The sequence below is a fragment of the Marinobacter sp. KM021 genome (assembly GCF_050707965.1).
GTDB classification, from domain to species: domain Bacteria; phylum Pseudomonadota; class Gammaproteobacteria; order Pseudomonadales; family Oleiphilaceae; genus Marinobacter; species Marinobacter shengliensis.
In genome coordinates, this window is the sequence record NZ_CP136129.1 from 3,482,052 (window position 1) to 3,507,957 (window position 25,906).

At 56.3% G+C, this 25,906-nt stretch carries 20 protein-coding genes and 1 riboswitch; of the genes, 10 read left to right on the forward strand and 10 right to left on the reverse strand.

Annotation, left to right across the window (positions count from 1 at the left end):
- Positions 1-52: 52 nt before the first annotated feature.
- Together RVM24_RS16365 and RVM24_RS16370 are read left to right on the forward strand one after the other, a co-directional pair.
- Positions 53-1,015, forward strand: a complete 963-nt coding sequence (locus tag RVM24_RS16365; protein ID WP_230716029.1) for an IS30 family transposase — start codon at positions 53-55, stop codon at positions 1,013-1,015.
- Between the two features lie 362 nt (positions 1,016-1,377).
- A complete protein-coding gene (locus RVM24_RS16370) occupies positions 1,378-2,592 on the forward strand; it encodes an IS256 family transposase (RefSeq protein ID WP_152439654.1) in 1,215 nt (404 codons plus the stop codon).
- A 12-nt stretch (positions 2,593-2,604) separates the two neighbouring features.
- Here the strand turns inward: RVM24_RS16370 and RVM24_RS16375 are convergent, their stop codons facing one another.
- The gene (locus RVM24_RS16375; RefSeq protein ID WP_431474406.1) at positions 2,605-2,943 is read right to left on the reverse strand and encodes a hypothetical protein; all 339 of its coding nucleotides are present in this window, start codon (positions 2,941-2,943) and stop codon (positions 2,605-2,607) included.
- 2,662 nt (positions 2,944-5,605) lie between these two features.
- On the opposite strand from RVM24_RS16375, the gene RVM24_RS16380 reads away from it, so the two are divergent.
- Positions 5,606-6,631 (forward strand): IS110 family transposase, encoded by a 1,026-nt coding sequence (locus RVM24_RS16380; RefSeq protein WP_058091130.1) that lies wholly within the window; start codon positions 5,606-5,608, stop codon positions 6,629-6,631.
- Between the two features lie 352 nt (positions 6,632-6,983).
- Here the strand turns inward: RVM24_RS16380 and RVM24_RS16385 are convergent, their stop codons facing one another.
- The 4 genes from RVM24_RS16385 to RVM24_RS16400 form a co-directional block, all read right to left on the reverse strand.
- On the reverse strand, positions 6,984-7,538 hold the full coding sequence (locus RVM24_RS16385) for a hypothetical protein (RefSeq protein ID WP_058091129.1): 555 nt from the start codon (positions 7,536-7,538) through the stop codon (positions 6,984-6,986).
- Between the two features lie 100 nt (positions 7,539-7,638).
- Positions 7,639-7,956, reverse strand: coding sequence for an antibiotic biosynthesis monooxygenase family protein (locus tag RVM24_RS16390; protein ID WP_230835255.1), 318 nt, complete (start codon positions 7,954-7,956; stop codon positions 7,639-7,641).
- 102 nt (positions 7,957-8,058) lie between these two features.
- On the reverse strand, positions 8,059-8,442 hold the full coding sequence (locus RVM24_RS16395) for a hypothetical protein (protein ID WP_431474407.1): 384 nt from the start codon (positions 8,440-8,442) through the stop codon (positions 8,059-8,061).
- Positions 8,443-8,955: 513 nt separating this feature from the next.
- On the reverse strand, positions 8,956-9,780 hold the full coding sequence (locus tag RVM24_RS16400) for a hypothetical protein (RefSeq protein WP_431474408.1): 825 nt from the start codon (positions 9,778-9,780) through the stop codon (positions 8,956-8,958).
- Positions 9,781-10,410: 630 nt separating this feature from the next.
- Here RVM24_RS16400 and RVM24_RS16405 point away from each other — a divergent pair.
- The gene (locus tag RVM24_RS16405) at positions 10,411-11,370 is read left to right on the forward strand and encodes an integron integrase (protein WP_431474409.1); all 960 of its coding nucleotides are present in this window, start codon (positions 10,411-10,413) and stop codon (positions 11,368-11,370) included.
- A gap of 4 nt (positions 11,371-11,374) precedes the next feature.
- Here RVM24_RS16405 and RVM24_RS16410 read toward each other — a convergent pair whose 3' ends face one another.
- The 3 genes from RVM24_RS16410 to RVM24_RS16420 all read right to left on the reverse strand — a co-directional run bounded on the left by RVM24_RS16410 (position 11,375) and on the right by RVM24_RS16420 (position 16,357).
- The gene (locus RVM24_RS16410; protein WP_431474410.1) at positions 11,375-12,439 is read right to left on the reverse strand and encodes a hypothetical protein; all 1,065 of its coding nucleotides are present in this window, start codon (positions 12,437-12,439) and stop codon (positions 11,375-11,377) included.
- Positions 12,440-12,513: 74 nt separating this feature from the next.
- Positions 12,514-13,572, reverse strand: a complete 1,059-nt coding sequence (locus RVM24_RS16415; protein WP_431474411.1) for a ribonucleotide-diphosphate reductase subunit beta — start codon at positions 13,570-13,572, stop codon at positions 12,514-12,516.
- Between the two features lie 28 nt (positions 13,573-13,600).
- The gene (locus RVM24_RS16420; RefSeq protein WP_431474412.1) at positions 13,601-16,357 is read right to left on the reverse strand and encodes a ribonucleoside-diphosphate reductase subunit alpha; all 2,757 of its coding nucleotides are present in this window, start codon (positions 16,355-16,357) and stop codon (positions 13,601-13,603) included.
- Between the two features lie 112 nt (positions 16,358-16,469).
- Positions 16,470-16,667: riboswitch (cobalamin riboswitch) on the reverse strand.
- 116 nt (positions 16,668-16,783) lie between these two features.
- Between RVM24_RS16420 and RVM24_RS16425 the strand changes: the two genes are divergently transcribed.
- Positions 16,784-17,509: a DUF3047 domain-containing protein gene (locus tag RVM24_RS16425; RefSeq protein ID WP_431474413.1), complete on the forward strand. Its 726-nt coding sequence runs from the start codon at positions 16,784-16,786 to the stop codon at positions 17,507-17,509.
- 2 nt (positions 17,510-17,511) lie between these two features.
- On the opposite strand, the gene RVM24_RS16430 is transcribed toward RVM24_RS16425, so the two are convergent.
- The gene (locus RVM24_RS16430; protein ID WP_431474414.1) at positions 17,512-18,219 is read right to left on the reverse strand and encodes a substrate-binding periplasmic protein; all 708 of its coding nucleotides are present in this window, start codon (positions 18,217-18,219) and stop codon (positions 17,512-17,514) included.
- Between the two features lie 212 nt (positions 18,220-18,431).
- On the reverse strand, positions 18,432-19,937 hold the full coding sequence (gene nhaB, locus RVM24_RS16435; RefSeq protein WP_431474415.1) for a sodium/proton antiporter NhaB: 1,506 nt from the start codon (positions 19,935-19,937) through the stop codon (positions 18,432-18,434).
- Between the two features lie 456 nt (positions 19,938-20,393).
- Between nhaB and RVM24_RS16440 the strand changes: the two genes are divergently transcribed.
- From RVM24_RS16440 to RVM24_RS16460, 5 genes are all read left to right on the forward strand, one after another.
- Entirely contained in the window at positions 20,394-21,206 is an 813-nt protein-coding gene (locus RVM24_RS16440) for an ABC transporter ATP-binding protein (protein WP_058090891.1), read from the forward strand.
- A 29-nt stretch (positions 21,207-21,235) separates the two neighbouring features.
- Positions 21,236-22,498: an ABC transporter substrate-binding protein gene (locus RVM24_RS16445; protein ID WP_058090892.1), complete on the forward strand. Its 1,263-nt coding sequence runs from the start codon at positions 21,236-21,238 to the stop codon at positions 22,496-22,498.
- Positions 22,495-23,325 carry an ABC transporter permease gene (locus RVM24_RS16450; RefSeq protein WP_058090893.1) on the forward strand — a complete coding sequence of 277 codons (831 nt, stop codon included), beginning with the start codon at positions 22,495-22,497 and terminating at the stop codon, positions 23,323-23,325. Before RVM24_RS16445 ends, RVM24_RS16450 begins: the two co-directional genes overlap by 4 nt.
- A gap of 140 nt (positions 23,326-23,465) precedes the next feature.
- Positions 23,466-25,139 carry a sigma-54 interaction domain-containing protein gene (locus RVM24_RS16455; RefSeq protein WP_152439529.1) on the forward strand — a complete coding sequence of 558 codons (1,674 nt, stop codon included), beginning with the start codon at positions 23,466-23,468 and terminating at the stop codon, positions 25,137-25,139.
- Between the two features lie 197 nt (positions 25,140-25,336).
- The gene (locus RVM24_RS16460) at positions 25,337-25,891 is read left to right on the forward strand and encodes an OsmC family protein (RefSeq protein ID WP_058090894.1); all 555 of its coding nucleotides are present in this window, start codon (positions 25,337-25,339) and stop codon (positions 25,889-25,891) included.
- Positions 25,892-25,906 lie beyond the last annotated feature (15 nt).

Below are 25,906 nucleotides of genomic sequence, written 5' to 3' on the forward strand. Positions count from 1 at the left end.
GAGGGCCGTTGCCGGTACCCTCACGGACTTTACCGACCAAAGTGAAGCAGTGATGAAGTACCGACAACTGACCCAGACACAACGATACCAGATATCGGCCCTGCGTGTGGCCGGCAAAAGCCAACGACAGATCGCGGCTATGCTTGGCTGCCACAGCAGTACCATCAGCCGTGAGTTGCGGCGGAACAGCGTTCACGGCTATGAACCGGAGAGAGCGCAGTATCAGGCGAACACACGGCGTCGAACCGCCTTCAAGCGCCACAAACGGGTGCATTGGCTGACGACCTGGGTGACTGAGAGGGTCAAGCAACACTGGAGCCCAGAGCAAATTTCAGGCTTTATGAGCCGCATGAACGCACCGGTGCGGGTCAGTCACCAATGGATCTACGACTTAATCCATCGTGATCGCCTCGAAGGCGGCAAGCTCTGGACTTACTGTCGTCACCGGAACAACCGTGGTCGAAAACGCAGAGCGAAGGAAGCCGGTCTCGGTAAAATTCCAAATCGGGTCGGGATTGAGTGCCGCCCCAAAGAGGTTGAAAGTCGTGCCGTGCTTGGCCACTGGGAAGGTGACACGATCCTCCAGGGCCACAAACAATCCGGATTGGTGACACTGGTGGAGCGTCGCAGCGGTTACTTGCTCGCAGGCCGCCTAAAGCGGTTCACGGCCAACCAGACAACGCAAACCGTGATCAGGCTATTGAAGCCTGTCCGCGGTGCCGCAAAAACGCTGACACTGGATAACGGCAGTGAGTTTGCGGGGCACGAGCAACTGGCCGAAGCGTTGGGCTTGGTGGCCTATTTCTGTGACCCGTACTGCTCTGGCCAGCGCGGCACGAACGAGAACACAAATGGCTTGCTGCGCCAGTATTATCCTAAAGGGACGAGCTTCGCCAAGCTGTCTCAAACACAAGTCAATCGCGTGGTTGAGCAGTTGAATAACCGGCCCAGAAAACGGCTGGGCTACCGAACACCGGCAGAGGTGTTCTGGGGTGAATATTCCGGGGCACTATGAATGAGCGGTGCTGCGGTTATTGGTTGAATCCACGATTAATGTCGTTATCCCGCGGTTTTGGATAGATTCCTTGAGGCGGGATATGGTCTCGTGTTGTTGCAGAATTTTCGCCGCACAGAGCACAGAGGTCACGCATAGATCACCCTATTTAAAAACATAACGCCAAAATTCAGCGGCGGCCTTTGCGTAGCGAAGCGGAGAAAAGGCCGTCCGGTGGAGGCCCTTCAGGGCCGGAACGTACTGGAATGATTTGTTATGCATTTACCAGTTTACGAGAACATCTTTAAGAGCCTGTAAACCAAATTGTGTAACTGCCCACGACTGAGTAATCTTTTCAAAAGGATACCATCGTGGGTACACAAGTGGATCAAGAAAAACTCAAAGCCATGGCCGCCGAGCTGGCCAAGGACATCAAGTCCGAAAGAGATCTCGGAGCCCTCACTCAACAGCTGGTCAAGCTTACGGTCGAGACCGCCCTCAACGCCGAACTGGACGCACATCTCGGATACGAGAAGCACGCGCCCGAAGGCCGTGGCACCGGCAACAGCCGTAATGGCTATTCTGCCAAACGCCTGAAGGGCCAGCACGGCGAAGTACCGATAGAGGCCCCTCGTGACCGGGACGGTTCCTTCGAGCCTCAGTTCGTCCGCAAAGGCCAGTCCCGCCTGACCCAGATGGATGACCAGATCCTGGCGCTTTACGCCAAGGGCCTGAGCACCCGGGATATCGTGGATGCCTTCAAGGAAATGTACGACGCGGACATCTCGGCCACTCTGGTATCCAAAGTGACGGAGCGGGTGATCGAGCAGGTTCAGGAGTGGCAGAATCGTCCGCTGGATCCGATCTATCCCATCGTCTATCTGGACTGCATCGTGCTGAAGATCCGCGACAACAAGCGGGTCATCAACAAGTCCCTATACCTGGCCCTGGGCATCAACATGGACGGCCAGAAGGAGTTGCTGGGTCTCTGGCTGGCCGAAACCGAAGGCGCGAAGTTCTGGCTATCAGTACTGACAGAACTGAAGAACCGTGGCCTGGAGGACATCCTGATCGCCTGTGTGGATGGTCTCAAGGGGTTCCCGGATGCCATTGCTGCTGAGTACCCGCAGACCAAGGTGCAGCTGTGCATCGTCCACATGGTCCGCAACTCGCTGCGCTACGTGTCCTGGAAGGACTACAAAGCCGTGACGGCCGACTTGAAGCAGATCTACCAGTCTGCCACAGAACATGAAGCCCGGCAGGCGCTGGAGGCCTTTGGCGAACGCTGGGACGGCCAATACCCACAGATCTCTCGCTCCTGGCACAGCCACTGGGACAATCTGATTACCATCTTCGAGTACCCGCCGGCGATCCGGAAGGTGATCTATACCACCAATGCCGTTGAGTCACTGAACAGCGTGATCCGCAAAGCGACCAAGCGCCGGAAGCTGTTCCCAAGTGATGACTCGGCGCTGAAAGTGGCCTTTCTGGCTATCCAGCAGGCCTCGAAGAAATGGACCATGCCGATCCGTGATTGGAAGCCGGCCTTGAATCGCTTTATTATCGAATTCGGTGACCGCCTGGACGGCCACCTGTAATGGGGTGGGCAGTTACACAGATTTATTTACAGGCTCATCTTTAACTTTGTGCGTTGCGGCATCAAAACCAACGGCCCAAAAAACTTCATCCTCACTGGCAGAGTATTTCGCCTTCCAAAGGGTAAGCTGCGAACCAGCTCTTCGAAGGCAATCTATAAACTCAACCTCACTCAACTCTCCCAGTTCATGCTGAATGCTTTCGCACGATGAAATGTAGGAATGTTCAGTAATAGTACCGTCGCTCTCTTCGCGAAGTGATGGGGCCGACATTTCCTGCAAGAGAGCAAAACTCTTCCCGTCATGCAGCTCTATTACCTGCTTCGCAAGCTTCCTTTCCATATCTGAAATCATGTTTCCTCCTTGGTGCATAACGCTGAGGTAACCGGCGCCGGAGCGCAGCGGAGGGAACCAAAAGCGGCACGCTTTTGGCGTCCGGTTGACCGCCTGGTTAATGGCCGTTCACCACCGTGGTTGAGCCTGGAATCAAAGGCCACATGCCCTCTCCCGGACAACTTGCACCAACTCGACGGATGGCGAAAGGAACCAGAACGCAAAGGCTACTGGCCCGATTACCGTTTAAGACGGACGGCCCCACGATTGGGACACGCCATGAATACCAACACCGCTGACCATTGCGGCAACCAAACAAGACAGCGAGTTTTCCGGCCTTGGCGATCACCAGAGTGAGCGGGCTTAAAACCAATCCCGGTGCCAAGGCCTTTGCACCGCACCAGCCAAAAGCTCACGAATGCCGGGCCAATAACGCCAGCGCACAACGGCGCCCTTGTAATGGAGGCGCAGCCGCAATGAAAAGGGCGTCCGGCGGCCACCGGCCGCGTATTGATGCGCCTTGTTAGCTGCGAACAACCGAACCGGAATGAAACCCGATCTTTGGCAACCAAACACGCCAGCCTGCACCGACGCCCCCTGGCACCAGCTACCGCTGATGCACTGTGATTAAAACCACCGCCAAAATTGCGGTGAATGAACCTGAACTTCAGAGTAGCAGGTAAGCAAGGAACAAGGTTTCGCCGGACGGCCCCGCGCGGCAAACACCCAACTTATTACCAACACCGCTGGCCGACTGAACTGCCAGCAACACGACGAGTTCCGACGGCCTTGGCGAACCACCGTCCTTACCGGTTTTGCTACCCGTTTGCGGCCAAGGCCACTGGCACCTAGCCACCCAAAAGGAACAGCGCACTTCTCAGCTAACGCCAAAATTCAGCGGCGGCCTTTACGCAGCGAAGCGGAGAAAAGGCCGTCCGGTGGAGGCCCAACGGGCCGTAACATACTGCAATGCTTTGTTAAGAGTGTACGACCTCAACTCGCGGTACTGTACCCTGATAAATCAAAAGAAGAACGAGAAAAACCGATCCTACGCAGCCGAGAACACTTGCCCAGAATCCGTTACCAAGAACTACTACACCAATAGTTACCCCTGCGACACCCAGCAACGAATATATACTCAACGCCCGAAGCTTTTCCGACTCCTCTGTGAAACATAAGAGAGCTTCACAATGCGGGCAGCAAAACTTTTTGCCCGCTTTTGGCCAAAGGGTTGTTTCTGGATCTTGCCAGCTTGTATCGGTGCAGCAAGGACATTTGACCTGCTCTTTCTTCCCTGTAGGTGTCTCTCCAAACATAAAACTCTTAACGCTGAGGTAACCGGCGCCGGAGCGCCAGCGGAGGGAACCAAAAGCGGTACGCTTTTGGCGTCCGGTTGACCGCCTGGTTAATGGCCGTTCACCACCGTGGTTGAGCCTGACACCTAGGCCGCATGCCCTCTCCCGGACAACTTGCACCAACTCGACGGATGACGAAAGAAACCAGAACGCAAAGGCTACCGGCCCGATTACCGTTTAAGACGGACGCCCCACGACTGGGGCACTCCATGAATACCAACACCGCTGACCATTGTGGCAACCAAACCAGACAGCGAATTTTCCGGCCTTGGCGATCACCAGAGTGAGCGGGCTTGCAACCAATCCCGATGCCAAGGCCTTTGCACTCCACCTGCTAAAAACTCACGAATGCCGGGCCAATAACGCTGAAATAAGCGGCGGCCCGACAGGGGCGTCCGGTGGAGGCCGCAGGCCGGAACGAACTTAATTGACTGGTTATGTGGTTTGCCCCCGTTTGACTTTAGATCTGGCCAACTGCAACGGAAGCAAACCATGTAAGAATCAGTTTTTGCAGCCATTTTTGCCGCAAGTGATCCTTTCATGCGATGAAACCCAGTGGCTTGGGTTGTCACGGGTATCGAAACCGCAACCGGTTTTGCCGCCTTTGTTGCCGCTGTGAACTTCGCCTGTGGGTGTGTGCTTAACAGCCATCTTGAACCCTCCTCAAGGGTGCGAGCATTCCAGGATTAACCTGGCCGATTGGTGTACGATTTTTGTACACAAAACCAGCCTACACCCTGATCAAAAACTGTTCAAGCATACAGCCTGTACAAATACACATAACGCCAGCGCACAACGGCGCCCTTGTAATGGAGGCGCAGCCGCAATGAAAAGGGCGTCCGGCGGCCACCGGCCGCGTATTGATGCGCCTTGTTAGCTGCGAACAACCGAACCGGAATGAAACCCGATCTTTGGCAACCAAACACGCCAGCCTGCACCGACGCCCCCTGGCACCAGCTACCGCTGATGCACTGTGATTAAAACCACCGCCAAAATTGCGGTGAATGAACCTGAACTTCAGAGTAGCAGGTAAGCAAGGAACAAGGTTTCGCCGGACGGCCCCGCGCGGCAAACACCCAACTTATTACCAACACCGCTGGCCGACTGAACTGCCAGCAACACGACGAGTTCCGACGGCCTTGGCGAACCACCGTCCTTACCGGTTTTGCTACCCGTTTGCGGCCAAGGCCACTGGCACCTAGCCACCCAAAAGGAACAGCGCACTTCTCAGCTAACGAATGATATGGACTCCCCCTGCTCCCACGGCATCAGTCATGTGCCACATTGAAGGTGTCTGACATCTTCAATCCGAAGCAGGAGGAGTCATCATGAATGTTACAACCATTGGCATCGATCTGGCGAAAACTGTGTTCAGTATTCATGGCACCAATCAACACGGCAAGGTCGTGGTTCGCAAACGGCTCAATCGCCCCAAACTGTTGGCGTTCTTCGCACAACTGCCGCCGTGCCTGATCGGCATGGAAGCCTGTTCCGGTGCCCATTACTGGGCTCGGGAGTTAACCAAACTCGGCCACGATGCCCGGATCATTGCGCCCCGCTTTGTCGCTCCGTATCGCAAGAGCAGCAAGAACGACGACAACGATGCCGAGGCCATCTGCGAAGCCGTCAGCCGGCCCAATATGCGCTTTGTTCCAGTTAAGACTGAGGACCAACAAGCGGTACTGTGCCTTCACCGCATTCGCCGTGGGTTAACCAAAGAGCGCACAGCCCAGATCAATCAGATTCGCGGGCTGTTAGCCGAGTTCGGACTGATCATCCCCCAGGGGCGCTATCATGCCCGACACCGGATTCCCGAAATCCTGGAAGATGCCGAAAACGGTTTACCCATGCTGGCCCGGCGTTTACTCAACAACATCAACCAGCGCATTCTCCAGCTCGATGAAGAGATCCTGGCCTATGACCGGGAAATCGAAGCCATGGCCCGGCGCGACGAGCAGGCCAAACGGTTGATGGCCATTCCCGGCATCGGCCCACAAACAGCCACTGCGATATTGGCCAGTGCGCCGGATCCCAGACAGTTCAAAAGCGGACGACACTTTGCCGCCTGGCTCGGGCTCGTGCCCAGGCAGTACTCGACCGGAGGCAAGCCCCGGCTGGGTAGAATCACCAAGCGCGGGGACAAGTACCTGCGAACACTATTAATCCACGGCACTCGAGCGGTGATTGCCAAACTCGACGACAAACACGATCAACTCAGCGAGTGGGCCAAAGGGTTGGTGGAACGCCGCGGCTACAAACGAGCCGCCGTGGCATTGGCCGCCAAGAATGCCCGGATTATCTGGGCACTGTTGATGAACCAAACTGAGTTTAAAACACAGCCTGCAGAGGGCTGATAACGGGCAACAACGACAGGCAGAACACGCCTGCCAGCCGAGTCTTGCAACGGCAAGCGATGACGGAACGGTCAGACCGAGAGTGATTGAACCTGTTGTGCTTTGCGGCTGATACAAGCCGACTAACGAATGAGGTCATCACTCACACGCATCATCATCCTGGCCCGGGCTGAAACGCCCACACAGAGGCCGAATGTAGAGCTGCAGTCTCAAACCGCTTCGAAATCAAATGGCGTTGCTTGACCGCAGGGGGAGTCCATGTAGCCGAAGCACAGCGGCGACCTTGGAGTGGCGACGAAGGAGCCACGTAAAGGGCGTCCGGCGGCCATCGGCCGCGTACTGATGCGTTTTGTTAGCTTTGTTCGACAATAACATACGGACAGGCTACGTAATTTTTTGCATCATCTACGTGCCACATCACTCGGGCCAGGCATTTCACTGGAATACCAATATTTCCCTTTAAGGCCGAAGACGCACCGAATATCTCAGAAAACCCCGGGGCCAAATAGCTTTGGTTAGCTACAAAAGCCGTACGCTCGCCATTATGATTAAGTTGATAGAACTGGTATCCGGCCTCTTTGCTACCAGAGCTCTTCCATTCGCCGAGAGTTAGCTCTCCTTCCAGCCATAAAACCTTGGTACCTGAGTAGTTTTCAAACTCTGAGAAGTTATCGTATTCATCTATCAACTGGTTCCAAATAGACTGGAACATCTGTCGCGAGGTGACTGAAAAAGTACGCGATTCCTGGGTCGTAACACCCGCGTGAGCAAATAAGGCGTTAATTCCGGCGTTTCCGCCTTGCTGCTTGGTGATAGTTGCAGCCGGATCACCGCCAATTTTTTGCTCGTACTTTCTCGAGACAAACTCCAAGTCGAGATAGATAATTTTGTCGTCATTGACAGACATTTCCGCTCCCTAGATTCAAAGCTAACGCTGAAATAAGCGGCGGCCCGTCAGGGACGTCCGGTGGACGGCCGCCAGGCCGGGAACGAACTTAATTGACTGGTTAAATGCCGTACTCACGCTCCACCCTCGCAACACGAACTCGAAAGCTGGAGTACCATTTTTGATGGCCAAGTCGCTGAGCTTCTCGATGCTCTGCGTTCTTTTTCCAATTGGTGATGGATTCCAGGCTTTCCCAGTAAGAGACCGTGATACCTAAATCCTCCCGCACAGACTCCATACCCAAGAAACCTGGTTGGGATGCAGCCAACTCGACCATCCTGTCTGCCATTTCCCCGTAACCATTGTCGCCCTCGGTGCGATGGCTACTGAAAATAACCGCGTAATATGGCGGTTCAGGGGTTTTGGCTATCTCTGACATAGATCCCTCTAGGCATTTAACGCTGCCAGCATGCGCGGCTTTGTAGTGAAGGCGAAGCCGCAACGAAAAAGGCGTCGCCGTGCCTGGCTTGGTTAAAGGGTGCTAGTGAAGCAGAGAGTTATGCGCTCTACCAAAAGCTACGAGGGCTATTACCAGGCCAAGCATCAATGGGATAGCCAACCACAGACTCATGTTTACAGCCAATGTTGTTAGACCTATAAAAAATGAGGTAAACCCAGCAGTAGTAACCAAGGAATGAATGCTCTCTGCTTTTTCATCCTCTTTCTTGGCATCCGCAATCAACTTTCCGATTGCCGTTGCCGCGACCAAGGTCAACATGGCGAACAGGAAAAGGCACGCCGAAAAGATTTTTAAGCCAGCACTGCTTGTATTCACCGAAGGAACAAACACGAATAGAGCCAATGATGCCGCGGCTGCACCAGAGGTCATCCATTGAAAAAAATCTCGATACTTCTCAAATTTCATGATCCACCTTTAACGCTGAATGTTAAGCGGCGCCTGCGGAGCGCAGCGTAGTAGGCGTCCGGCGGACGGCCGCCAGGCCGGTAGCGAACTTGAACGATTGGTTATACATAAGGCTACCACCCCCACCAATGCCAAACCTTGGCGATACCGCGCCAGACACCCCCGAGAATAGACGGGAATAGTCGCGGGAGCAGCAACGCCAACACAGCAAAACCCAAGATACAGGAAATGAGGTAACGACTGCTGAGAAAGCCATCCCAGTAGACGGCCAACTCCAAATTGACCCAGAGCCAAACGAATACTGCCATTGGGATAGAGAAAAACAGCGATGCAAAAAGGCTGATCAACCTTGTTTCAATCGGCCCACCTTGGCCGCGATTCCTTGCCATGATCTATGAACATTCCTTGTGTATAACGCCAATATTCAGCGGCGACCTTTACGCAGCGAAGCGGAGAAAGGGCGTCCGGTGGAGGCCCGTCAGGGCCGGAGCGAACTGGAATGACTGGTTAGCTTTAAAGCTCGCCATCGAGAGATTCTTCAGCTCGCTCACAAGCTTCCATAGCCGTTTCTGAACAAGATACGCACGAGTGGACATCAATAGACGCTACTCTCAAATTAATGTGACTCATGGGGAGTGTGTCCGCCTTTTCCCTAACCATTTTTGCTCGATCTTGGTTGGCCCTCATTTTTTCACCACAAGCCCTTAGCGCCGCGAGGTCGTCTGTGTTTCGATACTGCTCCATCCCACGACCAGCCATAAGGAGATTCTCAATCTCTTTTCTAACCTCAGACACAAGACTCGCATGGTCGGATTGAGCCTGCTGAATAGATTCCTCAGACCCCAGCGTGTAAGAAACCGAATGCTTGACTACCTTCCCACCCACAGACGAGTCTTGGACGAGATCCCCGGTCAAGTGTTGACCTACATCGCCGATCGCGGATTGAACCTCGGTAGGCTGGACTCGCGGTATAGGCATGACAATCTCGGCCGTGTAGTGCCCAGCTTCAAGCCCTCTGGACTGTTGGCTAAATGGACCGGCTGAAAAGCGACCGTCAGTTACGGTCGCTTTGTCTTGTGCGGAATATCCAACAGCCTCATTGGACAAGGTGACGAGTAGACTTGTTTGGTCAGGAAGGTTCGTTTCTCCAGAAACCATAAGCCGACCATTATCAGCTCTTGTAACCTCGGCATTTAGGCGAACATCTTCCGACATGATGGAGGTTGGGTTGACTGGCGCTTGTGTAGGAGACTGAGCGGAATTACCGCCCCCATCCGAGCAAGCGGCAATACTTAGACCAATTGTAAGCATCGATGTAAGGAAAAGGAATTTCTTCATAGGTATTGGTGCTCCGAAAATAGAAAGCTAACGCCAAGCTTAGCGGCGCCACGTCAGTGGCGTCCGGTGGACGGCCGTCAGGCCGGGAACGTACTACAGCGACTGGTTAGAAGCCGGTTCACCCGTTGGTTTCCAGTCCTACTTCTCGGCTCGCATGCGAACGCCAAAGAAGCCCCGCACCGGCTCGCGATCCGGCACCGATACAGACCACTAAGCTACCCGACGCGCTTGGAATTTTCGGCGAATTACCCCACAACCTGGGCAGCCTGCCGATAACCCGAAAGATGCCGATATTGGCTTCCAAATTGGGCGGCGAAGTTGCTGGCCCTGGCCATACCCGAGAACCAGAAACCACTGCCCAGTTTTCCGCCAAGGCCCATGCACCCAACCAACAAAAAATTACCAGAGCCTTGGCTTTTAACAGCAATTGGACTGATGCCTCAGTGATTGCGAAAATTTGACAGCTTCGTTATTACGGCTTTTTCGATCTCTACCGCACCAGTCAAAAACCCATAAAACAACAGCTTAACCCACTCAAAAAGTCGAGACCACGTAATCATTTGACTTCTGTGATCTACGCCACCAATAATACTGGATATACATACAGTCATATTTGGCAAGGAGCCCAAAATGCAAGGAAAGCAACCTCGCCTTCGCGATCAGGTGCGTGCCGTTATTCGCGTCAATCATTACAGTATCCGTACCGAGAAAACCTATTGGTACTGGATTCGCTACTTCATTCGTTTCCACCAAATGAAACACCCACGGGATATGGGCCCTTCGGAGGTTAATGAGTTTTTAACTTGGCTTGCTGTGCATCGCAATGTAGCGGCTGCCACACAAGCACAAGCCTTGAACTCGCTGATATTTTTGTATGACAAAGTACTCAACGCCCCACTCGGAGAAATCGGCGATGTCATCCGCTCCAAAAAGCCCCGCAAATTGCCTGTGGTGCTTACCCATGACGAGGCGATGCGAATCATCAACCAGCTCGGGCAACCCAACAAACTGATTGCCTCGCTGATGTATGGCTCCGGCTTGCGCGTCACCGAAGCCTGTCGTCTCCGGATCAAGGATCTGGATTTTCAGCAACAAGTGATTACAGTTCGTGATGGCAAGGGCGCGAAGGATAGAACCACTCTTTTACCTGCAACATTGATTGAACCGCTGCAGCACCATGTCGAGACTATTCGCAGAGCCTGGCAGCAGCGCAGCGAGGATTTTTTGCATCCGGTCAGCCTGCCATTCGCCCTTGCTCGCAAATATCCCGATGCCGGTCGTTCGTTGGAGTGGCAATGGCTTTTTTCTTCGCCGGTATTGAGTACCGATAATCTGGGCAATGTCTCTCGCCATCACCGCCATATTTCATCCGTACAGCGTTCCGTACGAAGTGCGGCGAAGGCTGTCGGTATTCATAAACGCGCCGGTTGCCATACTTTCCGGCACACCTTCGCCACGGAACTGCTCAAGCGCGGCAATGATATCCGTACCGTACAAGACTTACTTGGCCATGCCGATTTGAGAACCACCCAGATTTACACCCACGTTTTAGGCCAGGGTTTCGCGGGCGTTCGCAGTCCGCTCGGTTGAACCATTAATCATCCAGAGGGTCTTCACGGCTTAGCCTTTCTAAATCATCGAGCGCGCCGCTGGACATTACCACTTTTCGCTTTCTGCCTGGCTCAATATCCGGTGGTATGTAGTTCTTGCGGATGTCCTGGTGCTGCTCCCCAATAAAACGCAAGGCGCTTTCTGTCTCGCGCTTGATCAGGCTTTCAACGTCTTTGTTGTTGCCTTCGATGGCTCGCAGATCTGCCAGGAATGTTCTCCAGCGGATCTTGCGCATGGCTTTTTCGTTGTGGATAACGAAGTTGACGTTGATTTCACCCGGCACGAGCGATTCATCTCGCAGGATGTAGGCATACGGCGGAGCATCTGCGATTACTTTCTGAAGGGCGAGTTCCGCATCCTGCTGGTACTGATACCAGCGCCGTCTCAATTCCTCAAGCTGTGGCTCATGGCCCCCAGCGTCCAACTGGTAATCCCATAGAAAACCGCCGTCTCTCGCTTCGCCATGATTCGGGCCTTCCACATAGGAAGAGGGAATCAATTCGTCGAGGCGGTCATCACCGGCTTCCACAACCCGGGACATCACGTAGCTGGCCGTGGATAACAGATTTCCGTATACGAACTCATCACCCATCAACAGCCGAATCCAGCGTGGATGATGAAGGGGAAAGTAACCGGGACTCACGTAATCTTTCAGATCTTTGTGGCGCCACTCTTCCTGAAACAGGAAGTCGTCAAAATCGTAGTCGTAGAGGGTATCGAAATCCAGCAAGGTTACGCCTTCCTTCATTGACTCATTCAAATATACATAATCGTCGCCAATGCCGCTAATAAGAAGGTCTGCGGGGTTGATATCGTTAAGTTGCTGTAAGCTGAGGTTGCGCCAGGTCTCGGCGGCTTCAGTCACTGTGCAGTCGATGCCCAGAATATGCTTCAATAAAACCTGCTGCATTCGGCAACGGGCTTCCTCGCCCGCTGTGGCGCGAAAATGTTCCTGCGCTTCCTCTGTCCAACTGAAGTAGTCCGCACTGCCCGCCATTAACGCCCGTTTAGCGGCAGCGCGGATATTGCTTGTGATAGTCAGTGTCATTGTGGGCTCCCTTCCCGACATTCATAACCATTAAAAGTGTAGCACCAGAAAGGGAGCAGACTTTCAACCGAGCCTCACCACTCCAACTGAGCCCCGGTCTGGTATTCAATTACCCGGGTCTCAAAGAAGTTCTTCTCTTTGCGCATGGTGGCTTGCTCGTCCAGCCAGGGCGAGACGTTTTTCGCCCCCGGGAACGGCTCTTCCAGCCCTACCGTGCGCGCCCTCCGGTTGGCCACAAACCGGAACTGCTCGGTGTGGTATTCCGCCGAGTAACCCATAATCGGGTCGCGCAGAATGTAGTTGGCGTAAGCCATCTCAGCCGCTTCGGATTCGTCCCACATATCACGCACGGCTTTGGGGTCGAAACTGATGTTTTCCTCCTCCAGGATCTGGTTGACCACTTTCAGGCCGAAGGAGAAGTGCATGGCTTCGTCCCGCAGGATGTACTGCAGCTGTTCACCGGTACCGCGCATCAGGCCCCGGCGCTGCAGGGCGAAGATGGGGCTGAAGCCGTTGTAGAACCAGCAGCCCTCAAACACGGCGGCGAAGAACAGGTACGACATGATGAATTCCTGCAGGTCGTCTTTGTTGCGTAGGTTCATGTCGGAGCGCATGGCGGCGTCCAGCCGTCGGTTGGCGAGCTGGATCTTGCCGTTGATTTCCGGCACCACCCGGTAGCGGTTGTAGATTTCGCTCTGGTCCAGGTTGAGGGTTTCAATGCAGTGCTGGTAAGTCCAGGTGTGCAGGGCTTCTTCGTACACCTGGCGGGCCTGGTAGATCTGCAGTTCCGGCGCGCTCATTTTCTCCATCACGGCCAGGCCGATGTTGCGCATGGCGAGGATGTCGGAGGTGGTGAGATAGGCCAGTACGTTTTCATACACGTGCTTTTCCGCCGGGCTCAGGCGGTGGTGGTAGTCGTGGACGTCCTGGGCCATGTTGACGTCCAGCGGGGTCCAGTGGTTTTTGTTGGCGTTCATGAAGTACTCCCAGGCCCAGGGGTACTTGAACGGCGCCAACTGGTTGATGTCGGTTTCGCCGTTGATGACGCGTTTGTCGTCTACATTCACCGGCGCCGGTCCGGCGCTGGCCGTCGGCTTGTTTTCGGTTTTTGGTTCGTCGTCCCAATCCAGCATGGTTAGGCCTCCAAAGTTAAGTAAGTGGTTACTGACAGGCTTCGCAATCCGGCTCATCAATGCTGCACACCTGGGGTTGCGGCGCGGCCACCGGGGCGGCTTTTTCGGCGCCGGTGGCACCTAGGGAACGCAGGTAGTAGGTGGTTTTCAAACCGCGTTCCCAGGCCAGTTGGTACAGGGCGTCCAGTTTTTTACCGCTGGGTTCGGCCATGTACAGGTTCAGGCTCTGGGCCTGGTCGAGCCACTTCTGGCGCCTTGCCGCGGCCTCTACCAGCCATCTCGGGTCGATTTCGAAGGCGGTGGCGTAGCGGGCTTTCAGCTCACTCGGAATGCGGTCGATCTGCTGCACGCTGCCGTCGAAGTATTTGAGGTCGTTGACCATGACGTTATCCCAAAGGCCTTCGGCTTTGAGGTCGCGCACCAGGGAGGGATTGACCACGGTGAATTCGCCGGAGAGGTTCGATTTCACGAACAGGTTCTGGTACGCCGGTTCGATGGACTGGGAAACCCCAACGATGTTGGAGATGGTGGCAGTGGGGGCGATGGCCATAACGTTGCTGTTGCGCATACCGTTTTTGGCGATCAGCTCGCGCACCGGGGTCCAGTCCAGGCGGCTGTTGGTGTTGAGTGACAGGTCCCCTTCCCGGCGGCTGTCTTTCAGCAGGTTGATGGAATCGATGGGCAGGATGCCCTGATCCCACAGGGAACCTTCGTAGGTTTCGTAGGCACCCCGTTCACCGGCCAGGGTGGCGGAGGCGCGAAGGGCGAAGTAGCTCAGTTGCTCCATGGCCACGTCGGCAAACTCGACGGCTTCCGGGCTGGTGTAGGGCAGGCCCAGTTGGTAGAGGGCGTCCTGGAAGCCCATCAGGCCCAGGCCCACGGGGCGGTGTTTGAGGTTGGAGTTCTTCGCCTGAGGCACGGCGTAGAAGTTGATGTCGATAACATTATCGAGCATGCGCACAGCGGTGGTCACGGTGCGTTCCAGGCGTTGTACGTCCAGCTCGCCGTTGGCGATGTGGGCGGCCAGGTTGACCGAGCCCAGGTTGCATACGGCGATTTCGTCGGCGCTGGTGTTCAGGGTGATTTCGGTGCACAGGTTGGAGCTGTGCACCACGCCCTGGTGCTGCTGCGGGGAACGCAGGTTGCAGGGGTCTTTGAAGGTAACCCAGGGGTGGCCGGTTTCAAACAGTACGGTGAGCATTTTGCGCCACAGTTGTTTGGCAGGGATTTTCTTGAACAGTTTGATCTTGCCCTGCTCCGCCAGCGCTTCGTAATGCTCGTAGCGTTCCCGGAAGGCGTTGCCGTAAAGATCGTGCAGATCCGGGGCATCGCTGGGGGAGAACAGGGTCCAGTCCCGGTCTTCACGCATGCGTTCGATCAGCAAATCCGGCACCCAGTTGGCGGTGTTCATGTCGTGGGTGCGGCGGCGTTCGTCACCGGTGTTCTTGCGCAGCTCCAGGAATTCCTCGATGTCCAGGTGCCAGCTTTCCAGGTAGGCACACACGGCACCCTTGCGCTTGCCGCCCTGGTTGACCGCCACGGCGGTGTCGTTGACCACTTTCAGAAATGGCACCACGCCCTGGCTCTGGCCGTTGGTGCCTTTGATGTGGGAGCCCAGTGCACGTACTGGCGTCCAGTCGTTGCCCAGGCCGCCGGCCCATTTGGAGAGCAGCGCGTTATCCTTGATGGCGCCGTAGATACCTTCCAGGTCGTCCTGCACGGTGGTCAGGTAGCAGGAGGACAACTGGGAATGGCGGGTGCCGCTATTGAACAGGGTGGGCGTGCTGGCCATGTAATCAAAGCTGGACAGCAGGTTATAGAATTCGATGGCGCGGGCGTTGGGGTCGTCTTCCCGCAGGGCCAGACCCATGGCGACACGCATGAAGAACACCTGGGGCAGTTCCAGGCGGGCTTTGTTCCAGTGCAGGAAGTAGCGGTCGTACAGGGTTTGCAGGCCCAGGAAACCGAACTGGTGGTCACGCTCGGGGATGATCGCCGCGCCCAGGCGTTCCAGGTCAAAGGCGGCCAGGGCTTCGTCCAGCAATTCGTAGCGGATACCGGCGTGGATGAACGCGCTCAGGGCCTGTGGATAAACCTCTGTCAGCGGCTGGTTGCGGGGCAGGTCCAGGGCCTCAGCCGCTTCCAGGCGAAGCTGTTCCAGCAACAGGCGGGCGGTGACGGCGCTGTAGTCCGGCTCTTGCTCGATACGGCCACGGGCCGTCATGATCAGGGCGGAGAGCACTTCGGTTTCCTCAATGCCGTCGTACAGGTTGCGCAGGGCTTCGTCGACCAGGGATTCGCCATCAATGCCGTCCAGGCCGGTGGCGGCCTGCTCTACCTGCAGTTTCATCAGGCCCAGGTCCAGAGGCGCCACGCTGCCGTCGGCTTTTTTCACGGTCAGGTGCGGGTGCGCTTCCATGGGTTCTTCGATGGCACGCTTGCGGGCGTGTTCTTCCCGGTAGAGCACGTAAGCCCTGGCCACCTTTTGCTCTTCGGCCCGCATCAGGGCCAGTTCCACCTGGTCCTGAATGTCTTCAATATGCACTTTACCGCCGGCTTTCAGGCGCCGGCTGATGGCCTGCACCACCTGTTCGGTTACCCGATGCACGGCGTCGTTGATGCGGGCAGAGCCGGCGGCTTTATCGCCTTCCACGGCCAGGAACGCTTTGGTCACCGCCACACTGATTTTGGCGGGATTGAATCCAACCAGGGTGCCGTTGCGTTTAATAACTTGAAGGGATTGGGTATCGGTAGCCGGGGCTTCGGCCAGAGCGGTGGCAGACATCGTGTTCTCCTGAAGTCGCGTCAGATTCCATTTAGCCTTCGCGAATGCAGGAGCATACCGTGCCTTGTTTCAGGGCAGGGATAACCGATCTGCTCACCTTGAGTCGCGAAGGTGCAGTGCTGTTTCCCTGGCAGGTCTTCGGACTCAGGGGCGTGAACCTGTTGGTTCGGCCTTGCGTGGCGACTTCCCGGCGCTTGCCAGTGTCTTGATGCCACGCTCGTTCCCCAATACCGCTGCGCGTCAGTTCCGGATTCTCACCGGATTCCCGACTACCTTTATGCCTGAAGTGATCAGAGAATGATCACAACATATGGTAGTCAACCAAGGATTTGGTCACTATATACGGACTAATAGCCACTGACAAGGCACTTTATCGCAGGCCCGCTGTCTGCCATTGCAGTGGCCCGGAAACAAAAGGATAAGTCTATGAAGCGTTCATCACTGGCAGGCACTGCATGGGTGTTGGCTCTGCTATTGGCCAGCCCGTTACTGATGGCGCAGGAGTCTTTACTGCAACCCTTCTCCACCATGAGTTCATTATCCGATGGTTGGGAACCTCTGGAATTGCCCAGAATCGACCGGCACACGCGCTATGAGCTGGTCACGGACGACGGTGTTCAGGTGGTCAAGGCGAGCGCTGATAACAGCGCCTCCGGCCTGATTGCCCGATTGTCGTTAGAACCCGGCGAATCGCTGATTCTGCGCTGGCAATGGAAGGTGTCCAACGTGTTCGACCGGGGCGATGCCCGGAAAAAGTCCGGCGACGACTACCCGGCGCGAATCTACGTGGCCTTTGAATTCCAGCCCGACAATGCAGGATTCTTTGAACGGGCCAAGCGCAAAACCGTGGAGGTGATGTTTGGTGAGTCCCTGCCGGGTAATGCCCTGAACTATATCTGGGCCAACCGGCTACCTGAGCAATCCATTGTCGCCAACGCCTTCACCGACCAAACCATGATGGTGGCGGTCAATTCCGGCCCGGAGCAAACCGGTGAGTGGGTCACGGTGGAACGGGATATTGTGGCAGATTACCGGGAAGCGTTCGGGGAGAATCCCCCGCGCATTGTTGGCGTGGCCATCATGTCGGATGCGGATAATACCGGTGAACGGGCAACCGCGTGGTATCGGGATCTGGTGCTTGAGAAGCCGTGAACTCAACGGTACTGTTCAGGAAATCCCGGCAAAACAAAGGTTTTCTCGAACCGGCGCACCGGCGGCACTTCACCACGCTCGGCCAACCGCAGATAGGCATCATCAAACGCCTCTCGAAGAATGGCGGCCCGGGAGCTGGCCAGCGAGAATATCCAGGCGCTGTTGCGGCTTCGTACTTCCGATTCCCGAATGATGGCGTCTGAGGGGTGGGTCAGGATTTCTCGCACCGGTTGGCGGTAATCGAGCAGGTAATCACCCCGCTTTCGTTTCAGCATATCCACCGCCGAACGGTGGTTGGGCGCCTCGGTAATGCGAATGTCTGGCTGGTCTTCCAGCCAATCCCGAAGCCCGCCATAGGTGTAGCCTCCGATCAATATCACCATGCTGCCATGCAACTGGTCCATGTGTTCCAGCGGTTCTGTATCTTGGCGGTACCAGGCACTCAACTCCACGGGAATCGGGCTGATCCAGCTTTCCAGAACGGCTTCTTTCAGTACCGGCGTGGCAGATAATCCCAGCCAGAGGTCAACGGTGCCGTCTCTCAGATAGAGGTAGGTACGTGCCACAGGCAGATAGAGGAATTCCAGCTCGTAGCCGGCCTCTGCAGCAACCTTCCTGGTAATCTCCACAAACTCACCGGCTGGTTCACCCTCAGCGGTGCGGTAGGTGATGGGCGGAAACTCCACATAGGCAACTCGAACGGCCTTCATGCTATATGGATCCTGGTCGTCGGCATGGACCAGAGTGTTATAGAGAAGTCCGATCAGGACAACAAAAAGCCCCGTCAGCGCCCAGGCGCCGCGAGGCAGATCAGTGGAGTAACGTTGGCAACTGCGCATGTATACCGCTTATCGTTATCTGTTTCTCTAGAGGGTAACAGATACACCAATTACTGTAGCGGCGAACGTCAAAAAATGTTGATTCAGAACGAATGGGTCACCATGTACAGCCCCACACCACCCATCACCAGGGTGTACGGAAACGCCATGATCACCATTTTCCCATACGACAGCCGCACCAGTGGCGCGATGGCGGACGTCAGCAGGAACAGAAACGCCGCCTGACCGTTAGGAGTGGCCACGCTGGGCAGATTCGTGCCAGTGTTGATCGACACCGCCAGGGTCTGGAAATGGTCATAGCTGATGGCCCCGGCGTCCAGCGCCTGCTTGACCTCACTGATGTACACCGTGGCCACGAACACGTTATCACTGATCATCGACAACAAGCCGTTGGCGATAAAGAACATGCCTGGCTGCTGGTGCTCTGGCAGGCTGAGCACATAATCGATGATCGGCTTGAACAGATGCTGCTCATGAATCACCGCCACCACGGCGAAGAACACCACCAGCAGAGAGGTGAACGGCAGGGATTCCTGGAAGGCTTTACCAATCTGGTGCTCGTCTGTGACGCCGGTAAACGAGGTAATCAGGATAATCACCAGCAGGCCAATCAGGCCAACTTCAGCAATGTGAAACGCCAGGCCGATCACCAGAATGGCGGCAGCGATGGCCTGAATCCACAGGGATGCCTGGTCGGCTTTGGTGCGACGTGCCCGCTCGTTCTTGGCAAACTCTTCCAGTACCTGGCGCACCGGCTTGGGCAGGCGGCCGCCGTAACCAAACCAGCGCAGTTTCTCCAACGCCCAACAAGTCGCCAGACCCGCGAAAAACACCGGGATGCTGACTGGCGCCATGTGCAGAAAGAAGCCAACGAAATCCCACCCTACCACCTTGGCAATCAGCAAATTCTGGGGCTCACCCACCATGGTGGCAACGCCACCCAGGGCAGTACCTATTGCACCGTGCATCAACAGGCTGCGCAGAAACGCCCGGAAGTTTTCCAGGTCTTCCCGGTGCAGCTCGATCACTTCTGCATCACTGCCAGCGTTGTGATCTCTTTGCTGGTAGCCTTTGCCCGACGCAACTTTGTGGTAAACCGAGAAAAAGCCCACCGCCACGCTGATAATCACGGCGGTCACCGTTAACGCATCCAGAAACGCTGACAGCAAGGCGGCCGCAGTGCAGAACAGCAGCGACAGCGCTGACTTGGAGCGAACCCCCACCAAAATCTGGGTGAACGTCACCAGCAGCAGGTCTTTCATGAAGTAGATCCCCGCCACCATGAACATCAGCAGCAGAATCACCGGGAAGTTCACCAGAACCTCGTGATACACGGCGTCTGCCGTGGTCAGCCCGATCAGCAACGCCTCCACCGCCAGCAAACCACCCGGCAACAGTGGATAACACTTCAGCGCCATGGCCAGGGTGAAGATGAACTCGCCAATCAGCAACCAGCCTGTCACACCCGGCCCGAACACGTACATCACGATGGGATTGGCAATCAGAAACAGCAGAATAACCTGTTTGTACCAGACAGGTGCTTTGCCAAGAAAGTTATGGGTAAAGCCAGACAGGACGGTGTTGGGCATTGCTCAATTCTTCTGAGGGGTGGACGCCACGAAAGTATGCGGCAGAAGGCCGCAATCTTCCTTGATATTTGTGCACCGGGTAATGGCCAGAAGGTAGCAATCAGGTCAGTAATTAGGCGTATATGGGGGTACGCGCGCCCCGGGACAGGGCCGAGATTATAGAGTAAATCACCAGTTTTTTACACGAGCCCCGATCAGAAAAAGACCTAAATGCCGGGCAATCCCCAACTCATCACTGATGCCATTACTGCCCAAGCCACGTCCTCCACCATCCGTCTATCTGAGCAAAGCTCAGCAATGGCGAATAATCCTTGCCATTGTCCGACATTGGCAACAACAAGCAACCGGTGACAATCTTCGGAAAAAATCACAAATTATTGATTTTATTAGCTTAATTTTGGTGGCACACATACTGCTTAGGTTCAGGTCAATATTTCTTTGAATCGGAGCAAAGACATGGGCGCATCACTGTCGATCGACTACGTCACCCACAGGTTTTCACCCTCAGCCGAACCTACCTTGAAAGACATCGACGCCCGAATTGAGCCGGGTCAGATGACGGCTCTTATCGGCCGTAGCGGCTGCGGCAAGTCGACGCTGCTGCATATGCTGGCCGGGCTGCTGATTCCGTCGGAAGGCTGCGTGCGGGTCAACGGTCACCAGATATCCTCGCCCAGTGCCAAGTGGAACATGATGTTCCAGAAAGCCTCTTTGTACCCCTGGATGACCGTTCAGGAAAACGCCGCTCTGGGCCTGTTGTTCGCAGGCCACTCCAAGCGCGAAGCGACCAGGCAGGTTGATGCGCTGCTCGACATGGTGGGCCTGCACGACAAGAAAAAGGAAAACGTTCAGAGCCTCTCTGGCGGGCAGCAACAACGGGTTGCACTGGCAAGATCTTTGGCCACCAACCCCGAGGTGCTGCTTCTGGATGAGCCGTTCTCTGCACTGGACGCGTTCACCCGCTCTGCCCTTCAGGAGGAGGTGCCCGCTATTTGTCGCGAGCGCGGCATCACCATGGTGATCGTCACCCACGATATTGATGAAGCCATCACCATGGCGGACCGGGTGCTCGTGATGTCTCAAAACCCGGGGCGAATCGTCAGTGAACTTCCGGTCAAGCTGCCCTGGCCTCGCCGGCACATGGATGTCGGGTTTCAGACCTTGCGCGACGAACTGATGCAGCAATTCAAAGGCACCGACACCGGCTTGTCCGGACGGGATGCCCAGTCCAGCCAACCCGCCGACTCGAAAGCCGAAAGCGCCGCCTGAAAACGCCCAATCTTAATGAGGAAGACACGATGAAAAAGCCGAAACGCAACAAGCCCACCACCAGGCAATCCGATCAGGAATACCTCCAGGAACACGAAATGAGCCGGCGGGATTTCATGCTCGACAGCTTGGCCCTTGGCGGCCTGGCCGCTGCGTTCGGGATGTCCGCCAGCACGGCTGCCTGGGGCAGTATCCAACCTCCGGCCGATGAAGTCGTGCGTATCGGTTACCTGCCCATCACCGATGCCACTGTTCTGCTGGTGGCCCACGCCAAAGGCTTTTTCGAAGAGGAAGGCCTGAAAACCGAACCGCCCACACTGATCCGTGGCTGGTCACCGCTTGTGGAGGGGTTTGCCGCAGGCCGATTCAATCTGGTGCATTTCCTTAAGCCGATTCCGATCTGGATGCGCTACAACAACAACTTCCCGGTGAAGATCATGTCGTGGGCGCACCTGAACGGCTCGGGCCTGGTGGTTGGTCGCCATACCGATGCCAAAAGCTTTGCGGATCTTGGCGGCAAACAGGTTGCGGTGCCCTACTGGTACTCCATGCACAACATTGTGCTGCAGATGGGCTTGCGCCACGCCGGGCTGACACCGGTCATCAAGTCGCAAAGCGAGACCCTGGCGCCCAACGAGGTGAACCTGCAGATCATGCCGCCGCCGGATATGCCCCCCGCGTTGGCGGCCCGGAAGATCGACGCCTTTATTGTCGCGGAACCCTTCAATGCGGTGGGCGAAATGCTGGCCGGCGGCAAGATGCTGCGTTTCACCGGGGATATCTGGCGCAATCACCCATGCTGCGTGGTCTGCATGAACGAGAACCAGGTTAACGCCAACCCGGTGTGGACCCAGAAGGTGATGAACGCGATTGTTAAAGCCCAGATCTATTCCCAGCAGAACAAGAAAGAAGTCGCTCACCTGTTGTCGCGCGATGGTAAGGGCTATCTGCCCATGGCGGCCAATGTGGTTGAACAGGCGATGACGCTCTATGACCAGGAAAGCTACGCCGATCCCAACGCGATTCAGAACGCCAACTGGGGCAGCGGACGCATCGACTTCCAGCCGTGGCCGTTCCCTTCCGCCACCCGGCTTATCGTCAACGAGCTGAAGCAGACCCTGGTCGGTGGCGATACCACCTTCCTGCAGGACCTGGACCCAGACTTTGTGGTGGATGACCTGGTGGACTACCGCTTTGTCAAAGCGGCCATGGATAAACACCCCGGCTGGAAAGACGCGCCGGGCTTTGACGCAGACAACCCGTTTGATCGGGAAGAGGTGGTCAAACTATGAGTACCAAAACCTCCTCTGCCCTGAACGCACCGTCATCCGGCTTCAACGGGCTCAGTCCGCTGCTAAGCATGCTCAGCAGCCTGCGCTACCCGGCCCTGGGCATCACCAGTCTGCTGGCCGCCTGGTGGTTCGGCGGCTACCTGGTGGCCAATGACCCAGACATGTGGGCGTTCGCCAACTTTGCCCCGGCACCTACCTTCCACGCGCTTTATGGTCTTGTGGCCAGTGGTGCTATCTGGCCCACCGTCCTGTCCAGCCTGTATCGGATTCTCTATGGCTTGTTCTGGGGGATTGTTATCGGGGTGCCGGTCGGCGTGCTGATCGGCTACGTGGGCAGTGCCATGAAGATTGCCAATGTGCCGTTTCAGTTCCTGCGGATGATCAGCCCCCTGGCCTGGATGCCGATCGCGGTTCTGGCCTTCCCTACCTGGGATTCGGCCATTATCTTCCTGATCGTGATGGCAGCGGTCTGGCCGATCATCTTCTCGACCGCCCACGGCGTGCGCCGGATCGATCCCAACTGGTTTAAAGTCGCCCGCAACCTGGGCGCCTCGGAACTGCACATGCTGCGACGCATCATCATGCCTGCGATCATGAGTGATGTGCTCGCCGGCATCCGGCTGGCCGTTGGCGTGGCCTGGGTGGTACTGGTACCGGCGGAGTATCTGGGCGTCACCAGCGGCCTCGGTTACGCCATCAACGATGCCCGGGATACCCTCTCCTACGATACGCTGGCCGCTATCGTGGTAGTCATTGGCCTGATCGGCTACGGGTTGGACTCCATCTGTAGCCTGCTGATAAAACGCTTTAACTGGCACGTAGAATAACGGTTGAGTCGCCCGGAACAAGGCCGTCCTCAGGGGCGGCCTTGTTCTGTTATGAAAGCGACAATGTCAGTCCAACGGACAATCAGGCACAGAGATTGCTGTATCAATCTCTGACAATGTCCTGGAATGGCATACTGCTCATGGAAAATCTCTCGTCACCACTCGAAAGTGATGTCATCAAGGCCGAGACCGACCTTACGGTTGTGCAAGAGGCCGCCAAACTGATCGGCCACTCCGGCTCTCCCGAATCTGCGATCACCGGCATACTGCGCCTGATGTCGCAAATGCTGGGCCTCAACCGGGGCCGGGTACTGCTGTCGACACCGGACGACAGCGCTCTGCACATTCAATACAGCTACGGCCTGACCCCCGAAGAGCGGAAGCGCGGCGTGTACAGCTTTGAAGAGGGCATCACCGGCCGGGTAATGCGCCAGGGCCAGCTGGCGGTGGTTCAGAACATCGATGAGGAGCCCGGCTACCTGTTCCGGGCGGTCGACCGGATGACCCTGCCAGACGGGGTGGTGGCCTACATCGCCATTCCCATCCTGGAGGGCAATACCCCCGTGGGTGTGCTGGCGGTCAACCGGCTGCGCATGCGGCCCAGATCGTTCAGTGCCGATCTGGTTATCCTGAGGATTCTGGCGACCTTTATTGCCCAGATCATCAAGATTAATTCCCTCATTGAAGAGCGTACCAACCACCTCCAGGCTGAAAACCAGGAGCTGAAAGACGCCCTGCAAAACCAGCAAACCAATCACGGCATACTCGGCGACAGCCGGGCGGTGCAGGATGCATTGCTTCAGGTAACCCGGGTGGCCAAAACCCAGGTGACGGTATTGCTCACGGGCGAATCCGGCACCGGAAAGGAGCGCTTTTCCCAGATCTTGCACCTGAATAGCGCCCGTAAGGAGCAACCCTTCCTCGCCATCAACTGCGCGGCCATTCCCGATCAATTGCTGGAATCCGAGCTGTTTGGCCACGAGCGGGGCGCATTCACCGGCGCGTCTGCCACCAAACCCGGCAAGATCGAGCTGGCCAGTGGTGGCACCCTGTTTCTGGACGAAATCGGCGACCTGAACCTGGAATTGCAGTCCAAACTGCTGCGGGTTCTGGAAGGCCAGGTGATCCAGCGCGTCGGGGGTAACAAAGACATACCGGTCGATGTCCGAATCGTCACCGCTACCCATAAAAATCTGCAGGATGCGGTCAACCGGGGTGAGTTTCGCCTCGATCTGTTCTATCGGCTCAACGTGTTCCCAATCCACCTGCCCCCGTTACGAAGCCGGGAGGGCGATGTGCGCATTCTGGCCCGGCATTTCCTGTTAAGTGCCAACCGGGAGTACGGCCGCTATACCCTGCTGGGCAATGGCGTGATGGAGCGCCTGGAAAGTTACAGTTGGCCCGGCAATATCCGCCAGCTGGAAAACGTCATCAAACGGGCCGTGCTGATGGCCGAAGACGGCACCATCAGCATCATGGACATTGAAGCGATCCTGCGCCAGGAATCCACCATCAGCCGGCACCTTGAGGCCGGCCAGCAGAGCTCTGCGGATCCCGCCGGCCCGACGTCGTTCAACAGCGCGATAGCACCGGGCAGCGGCGGGGCCCAAAACACAAGCAGTCCCGGGCCCGGGCGCCCTTACAGCTGGGTGCGGGCGGACGAGGCCAGTGAACTGACCGACGCCCTGCAGCAAACCGGCGGCAATAAAACCCGGGCAGCGGCTCTGCTGGGCATGACACCCCGACAATTCCGGTACCGACTGGAGAAGCTGAACATGAACAATGGAGCGGAGCCAGGCCCCGACAATGTCTGACATTGTCGGATTTTGATACCTGACAAAGGCAAGAGCCAAGCGACCATCGACCTCGACAAACTAATTTTATCTTTTTGTTTTTAAACAGATTAATAGCATATTTCAGAAGGTGGCACACAAGCTGCTCTGGTACAGATACAAGCCCGAACGTCTCAGGACACAACGGGCAGATCTGACAAACCCAACCGGAGCACATCATGACTACAGCCACTGCCAGCCAACCAGAAACCGTAACCGCTTACCTTCGCCCGATTGATCGTGACGGCTTGCTCGCCTTTGCAGAAAAAGGCCGTAACAACCCGGCCACTCGCGGCACCAACAAGGTTCACACGGTTACCGATGGCCAGTACCGCACCGTCAGCCACATCAATCAACACGAAGTGGTGGTAGACGAGCCCCTGCACCTGTTCGGTGAAGATACCGCCCCGGCCCCGGGCGAAATTGTTCTGTCTGGCCTGGGCGGCTGCCTGGCCGTCGGCATTACCGCCGTTGCCACCTGGAAGCAGATCAAACTCAGCAAACTGGAAATCTTCCTGGAAGGCGACATCGGCAATCCGGCCGCCTGGGGTGCCGGCGGCGCCGAAAAGAAACCCGAAGACATGGGCTTTCAGGATATCCGCGTGAAGGTACTGGTTGAAGGCGACGCCACGCGTGAAGAGCTGGATGAAATCGTCCGCCACGCCAACTACTTCTCGCCGGTGGCCAACACCATGCGCAATCCGATCCCGTTCAGCATCAGCCTGATGGAATAAGCCCACCCCCGGACT